This window comes from Flagellimonas aurea, assembly GCF_017313785.1.
Classification (GTDB): domain Bacteria; phylum Bacteroidota; class Bacteroidia; order Flavobacteriales; family Flavobacteriaceae; genus Flagellimonas; species Flagellimonas aurea.
In genome coordinates, this window is the sequence record NZ_JAFLNL010000001.1 from 452,702 (window position 1) to 471,442 (window position 18,741).

Annotated in this window: 13 protein-coding genes; 8 read left to right on the forward strand and 5 right to left on the reverse strand. The window is 43.3% G+C overall.

The window, feature by feature from the left end; all coding sequences use genetic code 11:
* The first annotated feature begins 141 nt into the window (after positions 1 to 141).
* Complete coding sequence (lepA, locus tag J0656_RS02000; RefSeq protein ID WP_207031139.1) at positions 142 to 1,938, forward strand: translation elongation factor 4; 1,797 nt, start codon at positions 142 to 144, stop codon at positions 1,936 to 1,938.
* A gap of 5 nt (positions 1,939 to 1,943) precedes the next feature.
* Here lepA and J0656_RS02005 read toward each other — a convergent pair whose 3' ends face one another.
* Together J0656_RS02005 and J0656_RS02010 are read right to left on the reverse strand one after the other, a co-directional pair.
* Positions 1,944 to 3,722, reverse strand: a complete 1,779-nt coding sequence (locus J0656_RS02005; RefSeq protein ID WP_207031141.1) for an SLC13 family permease — start codon at positions 3,720 to 3,722, stop codon at positions 1,944 to 1,946.
* 122 nt (positions 3,723 to 3,844) lie between these two features.
* Positions 3,845 to 5,698 (reverse strand): cation:proton antiporter, encoded by a 1,854-nt coding sequence (locus tag J0656_RS02010; RefSeq protein WP_207031142.1) that lies wholly within the window; start codon positions 5,696 to 5,698, stop codon positions 3,845 to 3,847.
* Between the two features lie 209 nt (positions 5,699 to 5,907).
* Between J0656_RS02010 and J0656_RS02015 the strand changes: the two genes are divergently transcribed.
* From J0656_RS02015 to dcm, 6 genes are all read left to right on the forward strand, one after another.
* Positions 5,908 to 6,765: an MBL fold metallo-hydrolase gene (locus J0656_RS02015; protein WP_207031143.1), complete on the forward strand. Its 858-nt coding sequence runs from the start codon at positions 5,908 to 5,910 to the stop codon at positions 6,763 to 6,765.
* Positions 6,766 to 6,804: 39 nt separating this feature from the next.
* The gene (locus J0656_RS02020) at positions 6,805 to 8,454 is read left to right on the forward strand and encodes a S8 family peptidase (RefSeq protein ID WP_207031144.1); all 1,650 of its coding nucleotides are present in this window, start codon (positions 6,805 to 6,807) and stop codon (positions 8,452 to 8,454) included.
* Between the two features lie 3 nt (positions 8,455 to 8,457).
* Positions 8,458 to 10,308 (forward strand): M1 family metallopeptidase, encoded by a 1,851-nt coding sequence (locus tag J0656_RS02025; RefSeq protein ID WP_207031145.1) that lies wholly within the window; start codon positions 8,458 to 8,460, stop codon positions 10,306 to 10,308.
* Positions 10,309 to 10,420: 112 nt separating this feature from the next.
* Positions 10,421 to 10,864, forward strand: coding sequence for a ribonuclease P protein component (gene rnpA / locus J0656_RS02030; protein ID WP_207031146.1), 444 nt, complete (start codon positions 10,421 to 10,423; stop codon positions 10,862 to 10,864).
* Positions 10,848 to 12,473 (forward strand): S41 family peptidase, encoded by a 1,626-nt coding sequence (locus J0656_RS02035; protein ID WP_207031147.1) that lies wholly within the window; start codon positions 10,848 to 10,850, stop codon positions 12,471 to 12,473. Before rnpA ends, J0656_RS02035 begins: the two co-directional genes overlap by 17 nt.
* A gap of 267 nt (positions 12,474 to 12,740) precedes the next feature.
* Positions 12,741 to 13,988, forward strand: a complete 1,248-nt coding sequence (gene dcm, locus J0656_RS02040; RefSeq protein WP_207031148.1) for a DNA (cytosine-5-)-methyltransferase — start codon at positions 12,741 to 12,743, stop codon at positions 13,986 to 13,988.
* Between the two features lie 140 nt (positions 13,989 to 14,128).
* Here dcm and J0656_RS02045 read toward each other — a convergent pair whose 3' ends face one another.
* Genes J0656_RS02045 through rpiB form a run of 3 tightly spaced genes read right to left on the reverse strand, consistent with a single transcriptional unit; the run spans position 14,129 to position 15,932 of the window.
* Positions 14,129 to 14,572 carry a GNAT family N-acetyltransferase gene (locus J0656_RS02045; protein ID WP_207031149.1) on the reverse strand — a complete coding sequence of 148 codons (444 nt, stop codon included), beginning with the start codon at positions 14,570 to 14,572 and terminating at the stop codon, positions 14,129 to 14,131.
* On the reverse strand, positions 14,572 to 15,495 hold the full coding sequence (locus J0656_RS02050) for a cation diffusion facilitator family transporter (protein WP_207031151.1): 924 nt from the start codon (positions 15,493 to 15,495) through the stop codon (positions 14,572 to 14,574). The genes J0656_RS02045 and J0656_RS02050 overlap by 1 nt, the downstream gene beginning before the upstream one ends.
* 5 nt (positions 15,496 to 15,500) lie before the next feature.
* The gene (gene rpiB, locus J0656_RS02055; RefSeq protein ID WP_207031153.1) at positions 15,501 to 15,932 is read right to left on the reverse strand and encodes a ribose 5-phosphate isomerase B; all 432 of its coding nucleotides are present in this window, start codon (positions 15,930 to 15,932) and stop codon (positions 15,501 to 15,503) included.
* Between the two features lie 594 nt (positions 15,933 to 16,526).
* On the opposite strand from rpiB, the gene rnr reads away from it, so the two are divergent.
* On the forward strand, positions 16,527 to 18,710 hold the full coding sequence (gene rnr / locus J0656_RS02060; protein ID WP_207031154.1) for a ribonuclease R: 2,184 nt from the start codon (positions 16,527 to 16,529) through the stop codon (positions 18,708 to 18,710).
* The last annotated feature ends 31 nt before the right edge of the window (positions 18,711 to 18,741 follow it).

Consider the following 18,741-nt stretch of genomic DNA (forward strand, 5'->3'; position numbering starts at 1 on the left):
GGTTGAGCATCAAATCTAAGAAATTATTTCTGAGCGAAATACGAAGGAATTTTCTTATTGAGAAAAAACCGTTTACAGGTATTTAAAACAATTATATTTGCAGTTGATTATATCCCTTTTTTAGGGTATGTTATTGTTGATATGGAGAAGATCAGGAATTTTTGCATCATTGCGCACATAGACCACGGTAAAAGTACCTTGGCAGACCGTTTGTTGGATTTTACAGGCTCGGTGACCGAACGCGAAAAACAAGACCAATTGTTGGATAATATGGACTTGGAGCGTGAAAGGGGAATTACCATCAAGAGCCACGCCATTCAGATGGACTATATGCACAATGGGGAAAAATATGTGCTCAATTTGATCGACACTCCCGGTCATGTGGACTTCTCTTATGAAGTTTCCCGTTCCATTGCTGCCTGTGAAGGTGCCCTTTTAGTGGTTGATGCGGCACAAAGTATCCAGGCGCAGACCATATCCAACCTTTATTTGGCGCTGGAAAACGATTTGGAGATCATTCCCGTGCTCAACAAGGTCGACCTTCCAAGTGCCAACCCGGAAGAGGTTACCGACGATATCGTGGACCTTTTGGGGTGCAAACCGGAAGAAGTGATTCCCGCCAGTGCAAAAACAGGGATTGGAATCGCAGAGATTTTGACCGCAATCATTGACAGGATACCTCCTCCGAAAGGAAATCGTGACGAGCCCTTACAAGCCTTGGTATTTGATTCCGTTTATAACCCATTTAGAGGGGTTGAGACCTATTTTAGGGTGATGAACGGTGAAATCACCAAAGGACAGAAAATAAAATTTGTAGCGACCGGCAGGTCGTATGAGGCCGATGAAATCGGAACCTTGAAACTTACGCAACATCCCAAACAGAAGATCTCAACCGGGGATGTGGGGTACTTGATCACCGGCATCAAAGATGCCCGTGAGGTAAAGGTCGGTGATACCATTACCGATTCGGCCAACCCTACGAAAAACCCGATCGGTGGTTTCGAGGATGTGAAGCCCATGGTTTTCGCCGGAATCTACCCAGTTGACACCGAAGATTTTGAAGATCTGCGCTCCTCCATGGAGAAGCTTCAGCTTAACGATGCTTCCCTTGTCTTCACCCCTGAAAGCAGTGCCGCATTGGGCTTTGGTTTCCGCTGCGGGTTCTTGGGCATGTTGCACATGGAGATCATCCAAGAGCGTCTGGAGCGCGAGTTCGATATGACCGTAATCACTACGGTGCCCAACGTAAGCTACCACGCCTATACCACAAAGGACAGGGAAACAGCCGTTATCGTAAACAACCCGTCCGACCTTCCCGACCCATCGACCGTAGACCGTGTTGAGGAGCCTTACATAAAGGCCACCATTATCACCAAGTCGGATTTTGTTGGGAACGTAATGTCCCTATGTATAGAGAAACGGGGACAGATCGTTAACCAGACCTATTTGACCACGGAAAGGGTAGAGCTTATTTTTGACATGCCCTTGGCCGAGATCGTTTTTGATTTTTATGACCGCTTAAAGACCGTTTCAAAAGGTTATGCTTCTTTTGATTATTCGCCCATTGGCATGCGAGTGTCCAAACTGGTTCGGGTAGATATCCTTTTGAACGCCCAACCCGTGGATGCTTTATCCGCATTGGTCCATTTTGACAATGCACATACCATCGGTAAAAAAATGTGCGAGAAATTAAAGGAGCTTATTCCAAGGCAACAGTTCGATATCCCCATTCAAGCAGCAATCGGTTCCAAGATCATTTCCAGGGAAACCATTAAGGCGTTGCGAAAAGATGTTACCGCCAAATGTTACGGAGGTGATATTTCCCGTAAGCGTAAATTGTTGGAGAAGCAGAAAAAGGGTAAAAAACGTATGCGCCAAGTGGGCAACGTAGAAATTCCTCAACAAGCTTTTATGGCCGTTCTAAAACTGAACGATTAACCGGTTTAGCTTCCCGGATTAAAAGGGAAAAAGTACGGTATCACAAAAGTGGCCGCTATCCAGATAATGATATTGAGCGGGGTCCCGACCTTTAAAAAATCATTGAATCTGTAATTCCCGGGCGCATACACCATGGTGTTCGTCGGATAGCTTACCGGGGTCATAAAGGTCAGGGAGCAGGCAAACATCACCGCCACCAAAAACGGTCTTTCGCTTATCCCCATCGCGGAGGCCAAACTGATGACTATCGGTGTCATCAAAGCGGCCGTGGCCTTGCTTGAAAGCACGTTGGTACTTAAAAAAGTAACCAGATATAATATGCTCAGGGTCACTTGGGCATGATAATTTCCCAGTGTCTGCTCTATAAATTGGGCTATTTTTTCGGCCCCACCAGTCTTTTCAAGGGCCGTTCCCATGGAAAGCACCCCTGCCATCATAAAAATTACTTTCCATTCCACCGCCTCGTATGCCTCTTTCGGTTTTAAGGTGGATGTGGCCACCAACAACAGAGCGCCGACCATACTGCTTATCAAAATAGAGGTAAGGTTGAGAGAGGCTGCAAGCACCACCCCTACTGCAATAACAATAGCTGGGATGGCTTTTTTATAATTTACCTTTGCATGCTTGTATTCGGAAAGGGCCACCACCAAGCCCTGCTCGACCAGTGTGTCAACATCGGCCTCAGTGCCCAAAATCAGTAGCATATCGCCTTCCATCAACTTTACATCGGCCAATTTTTCATAAAGGATTTCCCCTCTTTGCCGGATGGCCAAAACCGACCCATTGTATTGCCTCCTAAAATTGAGCGAGCGTAAAGAGCCCTCGGTGAGCCTGGAGCCAAAGGGAACAATAACCTCATAAATGTTTTTCTCCAGTTCTGATTCGTCAAACCGTTTGTCCCCTGTTACCCTATATCCTTTTATATCCCGGATAGCATTCAGTGTTTTTGGTGGTACAAGGACCTTCATTACATCTCCTTCCAAAATGAATGTTTCGGGGCCGATACTTTTTTTGTTGAACCTATCCCTGGAAATGTCCAATATCTGCACGTTATAATCGTTGACCAATTTGGACATGTGCAAAGGTTTGTTGCTATCAGGACAATCTTTTTCGACCAATAGCTCGGTGATATACTTTTGGGCCTCTTTGGTAAGTACGTCCTGTTCCTTTTTTTGCTTTGGCAGTAGAAGCGGAGCCACAAAAAAGATATAGGCAAACCCAATGGTCGCCAAACAAAGTGCCGCCAGACTGAATTCGAACATACCAAAACCTTCCAATCCATATTCTTGCGCGTAGCTGCTTACCAAAATGTTGGTGGAAGTGCCTATCAAGGTGCAGGTGCCTCCAAATAACGCCGAAAAAGAGATGGGAATCAACAACATCCCCGGGGCTATTTTGGTTTCCCTGCACACGGTCAACGCAATGGGCAAAAGCAGTGCCACTACGGCAGAATCGTTCACAAATGCGGAAAACATGCCCGCGATAAGACAAAAGGTGATCAGGGCAATGCTGTAATGTATTTTTGCCAGTTTTATGATTCGGTCGCTAAGCCCCCCCAGGATACCGGAATTGAACACTCCGGCACTCACCACGAACATACACCCAAGGGTTATAGTGGCCGGATGGTTGAAGCCCGAAAAACCTTCTTTGGGACTAAGAACACCCGCCACTATGAACAGGGCCATAATGATGATGGAGGTGGTATCTATGGAGAAATAGTCCTTTATGAACAGGACGATTCCTATACAGATGATCACAATGGTAATAATCAAATCGCTGCCCATATTGCGCGTAATTTAGAGTTCCATTCTTTCTTTGGCCACCTATTTTTCTGTGCCGGCTCTATCAATGGTAAGTGAATGGAATCGTCTCTAAACCATTTTCGATTCTTCTTCAGAAAACAATTTTACTCTTTCTCGGGATTCTTTTTCTCTTTTGTCTCTTCGATCTCTTTCCCCAAATAAACCAATTTATAGCCCTCGCCTTTTGGGGTAAAGTCTTTACTGTTGGCGGGAATTATCTCAATACTGCCATCCGGGGCTTTGGTGAACAATGGAACGATGTCCCTTTCTTCATAGGTAATGTCGATCAACTCGTCATAGTGCTCCTTGTCCTCCAAATCAATTTCATGGATGGTAGGGTGCTTACGGACCGTGTCCATTAATTGAATAAAATCATCGGTATGCGAAAAAAGTCCTTCTTTTGGATTATTGTCCGGGTCGTTCACCTCTTCGGTGTTTACAAGCCTGAAGGCCCCGTTCTCCCCGAATTGTCTTTGAAACTTGTTGATCGCAAACTTGTTGATATCGGAATTGCCGGTCAAAGCCATTAAATACCCCATATCGTTGAGCTCGATGTTATCGGTGAGGGTATCGGAGAAAATATTGGCCGTAATGGCCTCAAGCCCCAGTTTTTTCGCTTTTTCTACATTATTTTGGTTGTTGTCTATCAAAACCACGTGCCTATTGTTCTTCCTAAGGTAGTTCCCTATCAATCTGGAAAGTTTGGATGCCCCAATAATTAAGATACCTTCGGATTTCTTTAGAAAAACGCCGACCAATTTTGCAAAAAAACGGGCCGTGGTCGCATTCAATAGTACCGTTCCCAGTACGATCATAAATACCAACGGGGTGATATATTCGGCACCTGCCTCTCCCCTTAACACCAGTTTGGAGCCAAAAAGCGAAGCAATACCTGCCGCAACGATACCACGCGGGCCCACCCATCCTATAAAAAGCTTCTCGTTGAATTTTAAATTGGACCCCTGTGAGCTCAGAAAGACCCCAATGGGCCGTATGATAAACACAATTACTGCGAAAAGTGCCACGGTGTTCCAATTATAAATAAGCTCCAGATCGCTGATGTTGATATTGGCCGCCAACAGGATAAAAAGAATGGAAATCAACAACACGCTCAAGGACTCCTTAAAATATAGGAGCTCTTTGATATTGGGCAAGTTCATATTTCCCATCACCATGCCCATGACCACCACGGCCAACAGACCGGATTCGTGTGCAAACAAGTCGGACTCCACATAAACAAGGAGTACCGTGCTCAATGAAACCACATTGAGCAGATAGTGCGGGATAAAATCCCTTTTAATGGCAAATGCCAATGCATGCGCAAATGTGAACCCAAAAGTAGTCCCGAACAGGATGATCTTACCGAACTCGATAAGTGCCGTTTGGGTAAAGGCCTGCCCTTCCCCAACACTAATAAACTCGAATACCAATACCGCGACCAAGGCCCCGATGGGGTCGATAAGGATTCCTTCCCATTTGAGTACCGCCGAAACGTCCTTTTTCAAAGGAATGTTCCTAAGGATGGGAGTGATCACGGTAGGTCCCGTTACAATGATCAAACCGGAGAACAAAAATGAAATTTGCCAAGAAAGGCCAAAAATATAGTGTGCGGCAACCCCTGCGCCAAAAAAGGTGACTATGGTACCAATGGTAATCAATTTGGTGATAACCGGCCCCACATTGGATATCTCCGCCCTTTTTAGGGTCAATCCCCCTTCAAAAAGGATAACGCTAATGGCCAAGGACACAAAGTAATAAAGCCCCTCTCCCGGGAACAGTCCCTTTTCACCATTCCAAATCGGCTCTATCAGTTTTGATCCATCTTCGGTATATAAAGTAGCTATGGGGCCCACCAGCAATCCTATCAAAATAAGGGGTAAGATTGCGGGGAGCTTAAAACGCCAAGCCACCCATTGTGCAATAATGCCAAGAATTATGATTCCAGCAAGTTCGAGCATTGTCTAAGTTTTGTGGAAATTTACAGTTTTTCTTTTAGATAATCATTCCCCAATGTATCGGCAGCGCAATAGGAAAGCCCATATTTGCCCAAACACTGCCGGATTTAACGAAACTCGTCCCCTTTTTGTTAAAATACGGCCAATATATCCTAATTTTTTCGCCGTTTGGATGGTGCTTTTCTTATTTTGCACCCCATTTTACTTTCGGAATGACAATTTATCCCATAGAGACAGGTAATTTTAAGTTGGATGGTGGAGCCATGTTCGGTGTCGTCCCCAAATCTATTTGGCACAGGACCAACCCTGCAGATGCCAACAATATGATCGATCTTGCCGCCCGGTGCCTTTTGATAGAAGACGGCGACAGGCTTATTTTGATCGATAACGGACTTGGCAACAAACAATCCGAAAAATTCTTTAGCTACTATAGCCTCTGGGGCAATCATTCATTGGACAGGTCATTAAAAAATGCCGGCTTCCATCGGGATGATGTAACCGACGTTTTTTTGACCCATCTCCATTTTGACCATTGCGGTGGCAGTATCCAATGGAACAAAGACCGAACTGGTTATGAGCCAGCCTTCAAAAATGCCAAGTTCTGGACAAATAAAGACCATTGGGAATGGGCCACCCGACCCAACGCAAGGGAAAAGGCCTCTTTTTTAAAAGAAAATCTGTTGCCCATGCAAGAAAGTGGACAATTACAATTTGTGGATAGAAAAGAATCTTCGTTTGTCGAAAATTCGGAGCTGGGATTTGGCATCCACTTTGTGGATGGGCATACCGATAAGCAAATGCTGCCACATTTAAAATATAAAGGTAAAACCTTGGTTTTTGTAGCCGACCTTATTCCAACCGTTGGCCATATTCCGTTACCCTATGTTATGGGGTACGACACCCGACCATTGTTGACCTTAAAGGAAAAAGAATCATTTTTAAATACCGCCGCAGAAAACGATTGGCTGCTCTTGTTCGAGCACGATGCCCATAATCAGATCTGCTCTCTGAAGCAGACCGAAAAAGGTGCCCGTTTAAAGCAACTGTTTTCTTACGACGAACTATTTTAAGTACAATAAATCAACTTCACTCTTTTACAAACACATTCTATGAATCGCACATATAACAAACTATCGTTTCTGTCGCTTTCCGCCTCTATTTTTTTAATGGGCTGTGGATCTACCGCATTAGTGTCAACCCCTGTTGATAATATTGACTCTGTTCCGTTAAAAGTCGCCGAACTTTCCGATGCGGAGAAGAAAAACTGGGGACATTTGGACTTGATCAAGGACACTATTCCCGGTATGAGCGTGGACAAAGCCTACGACGAAATCATCAAGAACAAAAAAGGGAAGACAGTTGTAGTGGCCGTATTGGATTCCGGTATGGATCTAGAGCACGAAGATTTGAAGGGCGTGCTGTGGACCAATTCAGATGAAATTCCAAATAATGGCAAAGATGACGATGGCAATGGTTATGTGGACGATATCCACGGATATAACTTTTTAGGAAAATCCTATAATGAGCAATTGGAATATGTTCGAATGCTGCGTTTAAATATCGGAGATGCGTCCGAAAGGGCGGAAGCAAGACTTTTGCTCGATAAAGAATATCCCGAAGCTGTTCAGAACAAACAACAGTACGAACAAATATTCCAGGTGGTAAAAGGTGCCGATGAGCTGGTAAAAAGCGAGCTTGGCAAGGAAGCCTACACAAAAAAGGATTTGCTTTCCATTGAGCCAAAAACGGCACAAATGGAGCAAAGTGTTGCCGTTTTGACCCAAATGTTCACCTATGGCGACAGTATTCCCGAAGTATTGGAGGAGCTCAAAGAAGGCATAACCTATTTTACAGATCAAGCAAATTACAACCTCAACAAAGACTTCAACGGCAGGGAGCCTGTGGGCGACGACCCTTACGATATTACCGATGTGCCGTACGGAAACGGAAACCCAAAGAACATGGTGGACACCGAGAGCCATGGTACCCACGTTGCCGGAATTATCGCAGCTCAAAGAAATAACGGTGTTGGCATGAACGGTGTGGCCAAAAACGTTGAAATTATGAGCATTAGAGCTGTTCCCAACGGAGACGAATATGACAAGGACATTGCCTTGGGCATTCGCTATGCGGTCGATAATGGGGCATCCATAATCAACTGTAGCTTTGGAAAATCCTTTTCCCCAAAAGCCGAATGGGTGTATGATGCCATTAAATATGCCGCTTCCAAGGATGTATTGATCGTGCATGCAGCAGGTAATGATGGAGAGGACCTGGAGGTTCCGGAAAACAGGAATTATCCAAATGACGATATGGACAGCGATAGCGAATTTGTTGACAACCTGATTACGGTAGGTGCTCTTTCCAGTAGTTACGGCTCCGAGATGGTCGCCTCCTTTTCCAACTATGGAAAACAACGTGTAGATGTATTCGCCCCGGGCGACGCCATATATTCCACGATGCCCAATAGCGAATACGAATTCCAGGGCGGAACATCCATGGCGGCCCCAGCAGTTGCAGGCGTTGCTGCATTGATTCTTTCTTATTATCCAGACCTTTCCGCATCGCAGGTCAAAAGTATCATCATGCAGTCCGGACTTAGGACCAAGACATCCGTTATCGTTGCAGGGGATGAGACCAAAGCGACCACTTTCGACAAAATTTCCAAGTCCGGCAAGATGGTTAATGCCTATAATGCCTTAATTTTAGCGGACAACATCTCAAACGGTAAAATGACCTTAGAAAGCAATTCAAAATAATATATGAAGCATTTACGATCCCTCTTTTTCTCGGCCTTTTTTGGAGCTGCATTTTTTTTAAGTGCGCAATCAAGTGACTGGCAACAGCACGTGGATTATACCATGAATGTACAAATGGATGTAAAGACCTATCAGTACACCGGTACCCAAAAATTGATCTATACCAACAATTCCCCGGATGAATTGAGCCGCGTTTTTTACCATTTATACTACAATGCCTTCCAGCCCGGTAGTGAAATGGACATCAGGCTACAAAACATCAAAGATCCGGATAAACGGATGATGGTCGATGGAAAAAGCAGGATCGCATCCCTTTCGGAAAGTGAAATGGGCTACCTTCATGCTGAATCGCTTACCCAAGACGGCCAACCTGTTTCCTTTACAGAAGAAGGCACCATTCTTGTGGTCGATTTGGCCAAGCCTATTCCTTCCGGAGGAAAAACCACTTTGGAAATGAGCTTCAAGGGGCAGGTCCCTCTTCAAATTAGACGTTCTGGAAGAAATAGTAGCGAGGGCGTTGCGCTTTCCATGAGCCAGTGGTATCCAAAATTGTCAGAATATGATTTTGAAGGATGGCATCCAAATCCATACATAGCCCGTGAATTCCATGGGGTTTGGGGCGATTTTGATGTAAAGATCACCTTGGACAAAGATTATACCGTTGGAGGCTCTGGATATCTTCAAAATCCAGATGAAATTGGCCATGGATATGAAACTCCTGGCACAAAAGTAAAAACCAAGGGCAAAACCTTGACTTGGCATTTTAAGGCTCCGAAGGTTCACGATTTTATGTGGGCGGCCGATCCTGAGTATATCCACGACATTTATGAAATGGAAGATGGACCAACACTTCATTTTTTCTACAAGGATAACCCAGAATTCAATGAAAATTGGAAAAACCTTCAGCCAAAAACGGCGGAAGCCATGAGGTTCTTCAGCAATAATGTTGGGAAATACCCTTATAAGCAATACTCCGTGGTTCAGGGAGGTGATGGCGGAATGGAATATGCTATGAGCACCTTGATCACCGGCGAACGTGAATTCGGAAGCTTGGTCGGGGTAATGGTGCACGAAATGGCACACTCTTGGTTCCAGCACGTGCTTGCAACCAACGAATCCGAACATGAGTGGATGGACGAAGGTTTTACTTCGTTTATTAGCAGCTTGTGCATGAACCAGATCATGGAACAGAACAAACAAAACCCTTTTGAGGGTTCTTACCGTGGATATTACGCTCTGGTAAACTCAGGTCTTGAAATGCCACAGTCCACCCATGCGGACAGATATACGACGAATTTTGCCTATGGGGTTTCAGCCTATAGCAAAGGTTCTATTTTCCTATCCCAATTGGGCTATGTGATCGGACAGGACAAGTTGATGGAGACCATCCAAAAATATTTTGAAGACTTCAAGTTCAAGCACCCTGTTCCGAACGACATCAAAAGAACGGCAGAAAAGGTATCCGGTATGGAACTCAACTGGTATTTGACCGATTGGACGCAGACTACCAACACCATTGATTACGGTATCAAAAGTGTTGATGCCGATGGGGAGAACACCAAAGTTACCATGGAGCGCATAGGAGAAATGCCCATGCCTTTGGATATCCTGGTCGTTGGCAAGGATGGGACACAAAAAACATACTACGTTCCATTGCGTATGATGTACGGCGAAAAAGAAAACCCATATCCAAATTTGGACCGTACCGTTTTGGAAGACTGGCCATGGGCCTACCCAACGTACGAATTTACCTTGGACATGCCCTTGGAAAACGTGCAGGCCATTATGATCGACCCTTCTCAATTGATGGCCGATGTGGATGGTGAGAACAACGTATACCAAGCAGGGGAATAAGCAGCTTTCCTTTAACAGAACAACAAGGGTGGCCGTTTGTGCCGCCCTTTTTCATTTAATCTTGGATTTATTTAAGTAATTTGACCTTTCCAAAGAACTAGTCTCCATCACAATGTCTGAAGAAAATACAGATTCAAACGATACGAATACATCCCTAAGGTCCCCTCAAGGGGACATTTCCTTTCCAAAAAAAGAGAAACTGACCAATAAAAAATTGTTCGAAGCGCTTTTTACAGAAGGCAAGTCCCTTCATGAATTTCCGGTTAAGCTGATCTACCTCCCTTCAAATTTTAGTGATGGCGCCAGAGTAAAGGTCGCTGTTGTCGCCCCAAAAAGAAAATTTAAAACGGCGGTAGACCGCAACCGCATCAAACGATTAATGAGGGAGGCATACCGGCTCAACAAGCCCCTCATTTTTAACAACATTGAAAGGAATTTTGCGTTCATATTTTTATACCTTGGCAAGAAGGCTCCAAGTTTTGATGAAGTAGAAATAGCCATGAAAAAGCTGTTGGATGCCTTTGTAAATAAAGAATCCCATGAAAAGATTGATTAGAAAGCAGGTTTTGATTCCCGTGTTGGCAATTGTGGTCTTGGTCGGGGCCAGTAGTTTTAAAAGCGACTTTTTTGAAATTGCCAAACAGATAGAAATTTTTACCACCCTCTTCAAGGAGCTCAACATGAACTATGTGGACGAGACCAATCCCGCCGAGCTGATGGATTCCGCCATAAAGAACATGCTTGGGGAACTGGACCCTTATACCCAGTTCCTTAATGAGCAGGATGTAGAATCCTTTAAAATCAACAACGCTGGGGAATACTCAGGTATAGGTGCCCTTGTCCGCTCATATGAAAATAAATTGTTGGTCGTAGAACCGTATCAAGGGTATGCAGCCGACAAAGCTGGATTAAGGGCCGGGGACGAGATTATTAAAATTGGGGAGACTGTGGTCGCTGATTTCGACGATAACGCCGGAGAGCTGCTCAAAGGGGCCAACAACTCCACTGTTGAGGTTACTTTTTTGCGACAGGGAGAAACCAAAACCACCACCATCACCAGAGGAGGCGTGGAGGTAGATGCCGTTCCGTTTTATGATATGATCGATGATAAAACCGGATATATTGTTTTGTCCCGTTTTAACCAAAAAGCATCCAAGCAAACACAATCTGCTTTACAGGACCTTAAGGGACGTGGTGCCGAGCGGTTGATCCTTGATCTTAGGGGGAATCCGGGCGGGCTATTGTCCGAGGCCATCAACGTTACAAATCTATTTGTTCCGAAAGGAGAGCTTATCGTTACGACAAAATCCAAGGTCAAGAAATTCAATCAGGAATATAGGACCAGGAACAAGCCCGAAGATGAAGAAATCCCTTTGGTGGTGCTTGTAAATGGAAAAAGCGCATCGGCCAGTGAAATTGTTTCCGGAGGGCTTCAGGATCTAGACCGTGCCGTTATCGTCGGGGCAAGGAGTTTTGGCAAAGGGTTGGTACAACGCCCCCTCAAACTAACTTATGGTACGCAATTAAAGGTAACCATTTCCAGATATTACACCCCTTCGGGCAGATGTATACAATCCTTGGATTATTGGAACAGGGATGAGCAAGGAAATGCCGTTCGGAACACAGCGTTCAATGAATTTACCACCAGAAACGGAAGAAAGGTCTGGGATGGCGGGGGCGTAATGCCCGATATCACCATCGAATCCTTAAAAACAAATTCGTTGATCGACGCTTTGGAATCCAACAATATCGTTTTTGATTTTGCCACAGAATATTTTTACGATCACAGTTTTGATTCTGTGGACAACTTTAGCTTTTCAAGCTCGGATTATAGTGCTTTCAAGGCCTATGCCGCAGAGCAGAACTTCTCTTACCAGACAAAAACCGAACAAGTCTTGGAAGAAACCATCAATGGAGACGACACCTTATTGGGAGCCGATGTACAGGAAAAGTACAAGGATCTTCTCCTAGCGATAAATAGGGGAAAGATAAATGCATTGGATACCTATAAAGATGAAATCCAAAAGAATTTGGAGGACGAAATCATTACCAGGTATTTTTACAGGGAAGGCCTTTACAAGTATTATCTAAAACACGATGATGCAATTCTAACCGCAAAAGAACTATTGGCAGACAACACTAAATATTCCAATATTTTAAAGTAAAAAGTGCCTTTTACCAAATATCCTTATCAAGGCCAAAATATCGTTCCCAAAAAACAGCTCCATTGTCCCATGATCTCCGTGAAAACAACTCTTGAGGCGTTGCCCCAGGGTTTTCAATTTGCATAGGCCTTAAAGGGGTTGTCTTTTAATGCCTTCCTTTACCCATAATTTTGATGTGGGAACGTTCGAAAATCGGGGTCAAGGCCCATTTCCACAAATTTGTACGGCAATCCCTCATAAAAAAGGGAATTAATTCTATTTTTGGGCATGCAACAACTTAAGGTCTGTGAACTTTTTGCGGGTGTTGGCGGCTTTCGCCTAGGATTGGAAAACACGGAACACTACAAAGTGGTGTGGAGCAACCAATGGGAGCCTTCCACAAAAATACAGCACGCTTCTTTGGTCTATGAAGCTCGTTTTGGGGTGGAAAGTCATTCCAATTCCAATATTGAAACCGTCAAAACCAAAGAAATTCCCGACCATGATGTTCTTGTTGGTGGATTTCCGTGTCAAGACTACTCTGTTGCAACTTCCCTAAAGAATTCCAAGGGTCTTATTGGTAAAAAAGGGGTGCTTTGGTGGTCCATTCACCGAATTTTGTCCGAGAAAAAAAATAAGCCAACATATCTTTTTTTGGAAAATGTGGACCGGCTTTTAAAATCGCCCTCTAACCAAAGAGGAAGGGATTTTTCTGTTATGCTCCGTAGTTTATCAGATTTGGGCTATGCTGTGGAATGGCGCGTAATAAATGCAGCAGAGTATGGCATGCCCCAGCGCCGAAGGCGCGTTTTTTTTCTGGCATATTTTAAGGATACGGATATTTACAAAAAGCTTCAAAAAACCAATCCCTCCAAGTGGATTTTAAAGGAAAGCACTTTTTGTGACGCTTTTCCTGTTGACCGATCGGCAAAAAATCTGGTTGAATTTGATTTGGAAGAGGATTTGGTATCGTTGTCCAATAATTTCAATAAGGAACAAGGCCTCTCGCCATTCCTGAACACAGGAATTTGTATAAACGGAAAAGTATCTACTCTAAAAACTACGCCATCCTATGATGGAAAAAGGACCGTACTCTCCGATATTTTGAAAAAAGGTCCTGTTCCTTCCGAATATTACCTTGATGGCGCCGATTTGCCCAAATGGGAATATTTAAAGGGCGCAAAAAAAGAAATACGCAAGACCAGCGCTGGTTTTGAATACAATTATAGCGAGGGCAGCATGGTTTTCCCCGATGCCCTTGATCAACCTTCCAGAACTATTATAACCGGTGAAGGCGGCAAGTCCCCGTCCCGGTTTAAGCACGTGGTCCAAACCTCCAAGGGACTGCGAAGACTCTTACCTGTTGAATTGGAACGGTTGAACATGTTTCCAGATGATCATACCAAATTGGAGGGCATTTCGGATGCCAAGCGTGCTTTTTTTATGGGCAACGCTCTGGTTGTGGGCATTGTGGAAAAATTAGGTGTTTCCCTGTTCCGGAAAATAACCGAACTTGAAAAGCAACTTCAATGCTGAAAAACCTGTGAATCTTATTCTAAAATTGGATTTTTTGGAGCAGATTGGCGTGGCGTTTAATCAATTGATGTTGTCATTCTTTCTGTGTACTTATTAATCTTTTGAAGAATAACATCCCTATGGTTCCCTTGAGGGGACCATTATTCGCCCTTTAGCATCCTTTTGTGTGGAATGCCATCTTCCAAATATTCTTCTCCAGTGGCATTAAAACCTAATTCCGTATAAAATTTTAAGAGATAGGATTGTGCGGATATTTCTATGGATTTATCGGGAAACCTTTGGTTTATAGCTGCCAATGAGGCTTGCATAATCTGTTTGCCCAATCCATATTTTCGTTGTTCTTGGCTTACCACTACCCTGCCAATACTTATGTTGTCAAAATAATCACCTGGTTTAAAAATCCGAGTATAGGCAACAACCTCGTTATCTTTAATTCCCATGACATGGAGCGCTTTTTGGTCCTTGTTGTCCACATCTTGATATACACAATCTTGTTCCACTACAAAAACCTCGCTACGAAGTCGTAGAATTTGGTAAAGTTCTTTGGTAGAAAGCTCATCAAAAGTTTTAACGGATACTTGCATTAATCTTGGACTATTACGCTTTTGGAATCACACTTATCAAACTCGGGCTGTATGTTGACATGGTTTATGCCATGTTTATGGTAGACATGTTCCTCAATTTTTTCAAGGATTTCATCAAACTCGGAAAGGCGGATATCATTTTTAAAATCGATATGGGCCTCCATGTGCACTTCATCTTCATTGAGCTGCCATATATGCACATGGTGCACATTTTTCACCGGTTCTATGGTACAGATGGATTCCACAATGTCCTGGATTACCACTGATTTTGGGGTGAAAAGCATTAATACCTTGGTGGAATCCTTCAATAGGTCATATCCCATATAGATCAAATAGACACCTATGATCATGGTAAGGATGGCATCAACCCAATAGATTTGGAAATATTTCATCAAAATACCTCCTATCAATACGGCCACCGATGCCATCATATCGGTAAGTAGGTGCAAATAAGCGGATTTCATGTTCATATTGTCCTCCGAATCTTTTTTTAGGAGCAATACGCTAAAACCATTGCCCGCAATGGCTATCAAAGCGAGCCAAATTACCAAGTTGGATTCTATTTCTTGTGGTTCCATCAACCGTTCAACAGCTTCCTTCATTAAAATTATGGCCACGACCACCAAGGTCGCTGCATTGATAAACGCAGCCAAAATTTCCGCACGCTTGTATCCAAAGGTCTTTAGATTGGATGCCTTTTTCTTTCCCAACCGCCTTGCAACATAACTTATAATCAGGCTAAGTACATCACTAAAATTATGAAGCGCGTCGGACAACAGTGCCAAACTTCCTGAAAGCAATCCCCCAACAATCTGTGCCAACGTAATGCCAATATTCAGAAAAATAGAGATAAGAAGATTTCTTCCCTTAAGGTCGGGATGTGCATGCGAATGTGAATGTCCGTGGTGATGATGGTGGCCCATAGAACTTAACTACAAGGAATTTTTTCGATTCTACGTTCGTGCCTGCCCCCTTGAAACTCTGTTTTCAAAAACGTTTCCACCATATCCAAGGCTTGGGGAAGTGCTATAAATCGTGCCGGTAAACTTAAAATGTTGGCATCGTTGTGCTCCCTGGCCAATTGGGTAATCTCTTTGTTCCAGCACAGGGCGCCCCTAACACCTTGGTGTTTATTTATGGTCATCGTGGCCCCGTTGCCGCTACCGCATATAACAATGCCAAAATCTACCTTCCCTTCTTCCACATCTTTTGCTACGGGATGGGTAAAATCCGGATAGTCAACACTATCGGTTCCATCGGTTCCGTAGTTGACAACTTCTATTCCCTTAGATTTCAACAGACCGATAATGGCAAGTTTGTAATCGGTTCCCGCGTGGTCGTTTCCTATGGCAATTTTCATGGTTATAGTATTAAAATGGGTACATAGCAAAGGTACAACATCTTTTCATGTTCCGTTGTTTATAAAAATGATGGGATTTTTGCATTGGGTTAAAAAACAACCAATTAACAATAACACCATTTTGTTAATTATTTACATAAAACTTCTGGTAACGAAATTTTGTAATTCAATAAAATCGATCAGTAGGAATAATTATTTAATGTTGCGCTGATATTCGATTAAAAATTAATCAACCAATATCAAGAACTTTTTTACGGTAATTAACATTAAAAACACATTAACTTTTCAATAAATTGATGTTGATAACGGTTATTAAAAACTGTGTACAAAAAATCTAATCGTTTGATTTTTAAATTTCTTGTGGTCTTACAAATTGTGAACAAACTATTTTGATCGTTCAAAGCAACTTTTTTGAAAGAATTTTATTCCACATTTCAACGATCCATCATAACCATCATTTTAATTAAATTTTAAAAAGAAGAAAAAATATAATATTGATTATTGTTGATAAAGTTGACTTTGTTTGAGATTACTCTTCCTTTCCTTGTTGGTCAAGGATTATAATTCGTATTTTTCAAAAAAATAAGGACGTTAATGTCAAAGAAAAAGAAGAGAGCTGGTAGTCAGCGAAAGAATGAAATTACGAAGGGCATTTTCACCGTACTGGAAAAGGAACCATCTAAAAGCTTCAATTATAAGCAAATAGCATCAAAACTCGGAATAGACGATACACAGGACCGAAACCTTTTGATCAAACGTTTGGGACAGTTAAAGGCGAGTGAACGTATTTTGGAGCCCGAACGGGGCAAGTATCAAAAGAAGCAATCACTTCATACATATTACACGGGTAGGGTGGATTTGACCACAAGTGGCAACGCCTATATCATTGTGGATGAACTGGAAGACGACATCTTTGTACAGAACAATAATTTGAACAGGGCCTTTCATGGGGATACGGTCGAGGTTTTTATCAAACCAAGGCGTAAGAGCAAAAAAATGGAAGGTGAAATTTCCAAGGTACTCGAGCGCAAGAAGACCTCTTATGTAGGTATTGTGGACAAGCAAAAGAGTTTTGCTTTTGTTCGCCCTACGGATTCCAGGATGTATACCGATATTTTTGTCCCACCGGAAAAATTGAAAAAGGCGAACGATGGAGACAAGGTATTGGTCAATCTGGGTGATTGGCCCGATGGTACCGATTCGCCCTATGGAGAAATCGTGGAGGTATTGGGGAGACCTGGTGAGCACAATACCGAAATACATTCAATTTTGGCCGAATACGGTTTACCGCACGAGTTCCCTTATGAGGTAGAACAGTTTGCCAAAACATTGGATACCAGTATAAAGGAATCGGAAATTGCCAAGCGAAGGGATATGCGCGATGTGCTTACCTTTACCATAGATCCAAAGGATGCCAAGGATTTTGACGATGCCCTTTCCTTCCAGAAATTGGAAAATGGCAACTACGAAATAGGTATCCATATAGCCGATGTCTCACACTATGTTCGGCCGGATACCATTTTGGAGGACGAAGCCTACGATAGGGCCACATCGGTATATTTGGTGGACCGTGTGGTTCCCATGTTACCGGAGGTACTGTCCAACATGGCTTGTTCCCTTCGACCCAACGAGGAAAAATATACGTTTTCGGCGGTTTTTGAGATGGACGACAATGCCAAATTGGTCAACCAATGGTTTGGCAGGACCGCCATTAATTCCAACGAACGTTTTGCCTACGAGGAAGCACAGCATATTATAGAAACCGAACAGAATAAAATTCCAAAGGATATATCCATTCGCGGAAACGCTTATTCCGTTTCGGATGAAGTTGTGGATGCCGTTCTCACTTTTGATCGGTTGGCAAAAATCATGAGGCAGGCCCGAATGGACGCCGGAGCCATTTCTTTTGATAAGATAGAGGTCAAGTTCCATTTGTCCGAAGACAATGAGCCTGTCGGTGTTTTCTTTAAAGAAGCAAAGGACGCCAACAAATTGATCGAGGAATTTATGCTCCTGGCCAATAGAAAGGTTGCCGAGTTTATAGGAAAACAGAAAAAAACGTTTGTGTACCGGGTGCACGACAAACCGGATGAGGACAAATTAATGGCCCTTAACGGTGTTATTTCCAGATTCGGACACAGTATAAACCTAAAGGACAGTAAGACCATTAACCAGTCCCTAAACAAGTTGTTGGAGGACGTAAAGGGCAAGAAAGAACAAAACTTGGTGGATACCTTGGCCATCCGTAGTATGAGCAAGGCCATTTATACCACGGAAAATATTGGGCATTATGGTTTGGGATTTGACTACTATACCCATTTTACATCGCCCATACGGCGTTATCCGGATGTAATGGTCCACCGCTTGCTACAACATTATCTAGATAATGAAAAAGCACCAAAAGCCACCGTATACGAAGAAAAGTGCAAGCATTCCTCAGATATGGAGCTATTGGCGGCCAATGCGGAGCGGGATTCCATCAAGTACATGCAGATCAAGTTTATGGAGGACCACAAGGACCAGGAATTCCTTGGGGTGATTTCAGGCGTTACCGAGTGGGGCATATATGTAGAGATTGTTGAGAACAAATGTGAGGGCATGGTACGTATCCGCGATATTAAAGATGATTACTATATTTTTGATGAACGCCAGTATGCCATAGTGGGAGAGCGAACCAAACGGATGTATCAGTTGGGAGACGAGGTTTACGTAATGGTAAAAAACACTGATTTGGTCAAACGGCATCTCGACTTTTCGTTGATCGGTAAAAAGAAATAATACTATTTTGGAATAAAGTTTGTTATCCTAT

Excerpts from the sequence above, each read along its gene's own strand:
- lepA (WP_207031139.1), top strand. The coding sequence starts at position 142 with ATGGAGAAGATCAGGAATTTTTGCATCATTGCGCACATAGACCACGGT.
- J0656_RS02005 (WP_207031141.1), bottom strand. The coding sequence starts at position 3,722 with ATGGGCAGCGATTTGATTATTACCATTGTGATCATCTGTATAGGAATC.
- J0656_RS02010 (WP_207031142.1), bottom strand. The coding sequence starts at position 5,698 with ATGCTCGAACTTGCTGGAATCATAATTCTTGGCATTATTGCACAATGG.
- J0656_RS02015 (WP_207031143.1), top strand. The coding sequence starts at position 5,908 with ATGACAATTTATCCCATAGAGACAGGTAATTTTAAGTTGGATGGTGGA.
- J0656_RS02020 (WP_207031144.1), top strand. The coding sequence starts at position 6,805 with ATGAATCGCACATATAACAAACTATCGTTTCTGTCGCTTTCCGCCTCT.
- J0656_RS02025 (WP_207031145.1), top strand. The coding sequence starts at position 8,458 with ATGAAGCATTTACGATCCCTCTTTTTCTCGGCCTTTTTTGGAGCTGCA.
- rnpA (WP_207031146.1), top strand. The coding sequence starts at position 10,421 with ATGTCTGAAGAAAATACAGATTCAAACGATACGAATACATCCCTAAGG.
- J0656_RS02035 (WP_207031147.1), top strand. The coding sequence starts at position 10,848 with ATGAAAAGATTGATTAGAAAGCAGGTTTTGATTCCCGTGTTGGCAATT.
- dcm (WP_207031148.1), top strand. The coding sequence starts at position 12,741 with ATGCAACAACTTAAGGTCTGTGAACTTTTTGCGGGTGTTGGCGGCTTT.
- J0656_RS02045 (WP_207031149.1), bottom strand. The coding sequence starts at position 14,572 with ATGCAAGTATCCGTTAAAACTTTTGATGAGCTTTCTACCAAAGAACTT.
- J0656_RS02050 (WP_207031151.1), bottom strand. The coding sequence starts at position 15,495 with ATGGGCCACCATCATCACCACGGACATTCACATTCGCATGCACATCCC.
- rpiB (WP_207031153.1), bottom strand. The coding sequence starts at position 15,932 with ATGAAAATTGCCATAGGAAACGACCACGCGGGAACCGATTACAAACTT.
- rnr (WP_207031154.1), top strand. The coding sequence starts at position 16,527 with ATGTCAAAGAAAAAGAAGAGAGCTGGTAGTCAGCGAAAGAATGAAATT.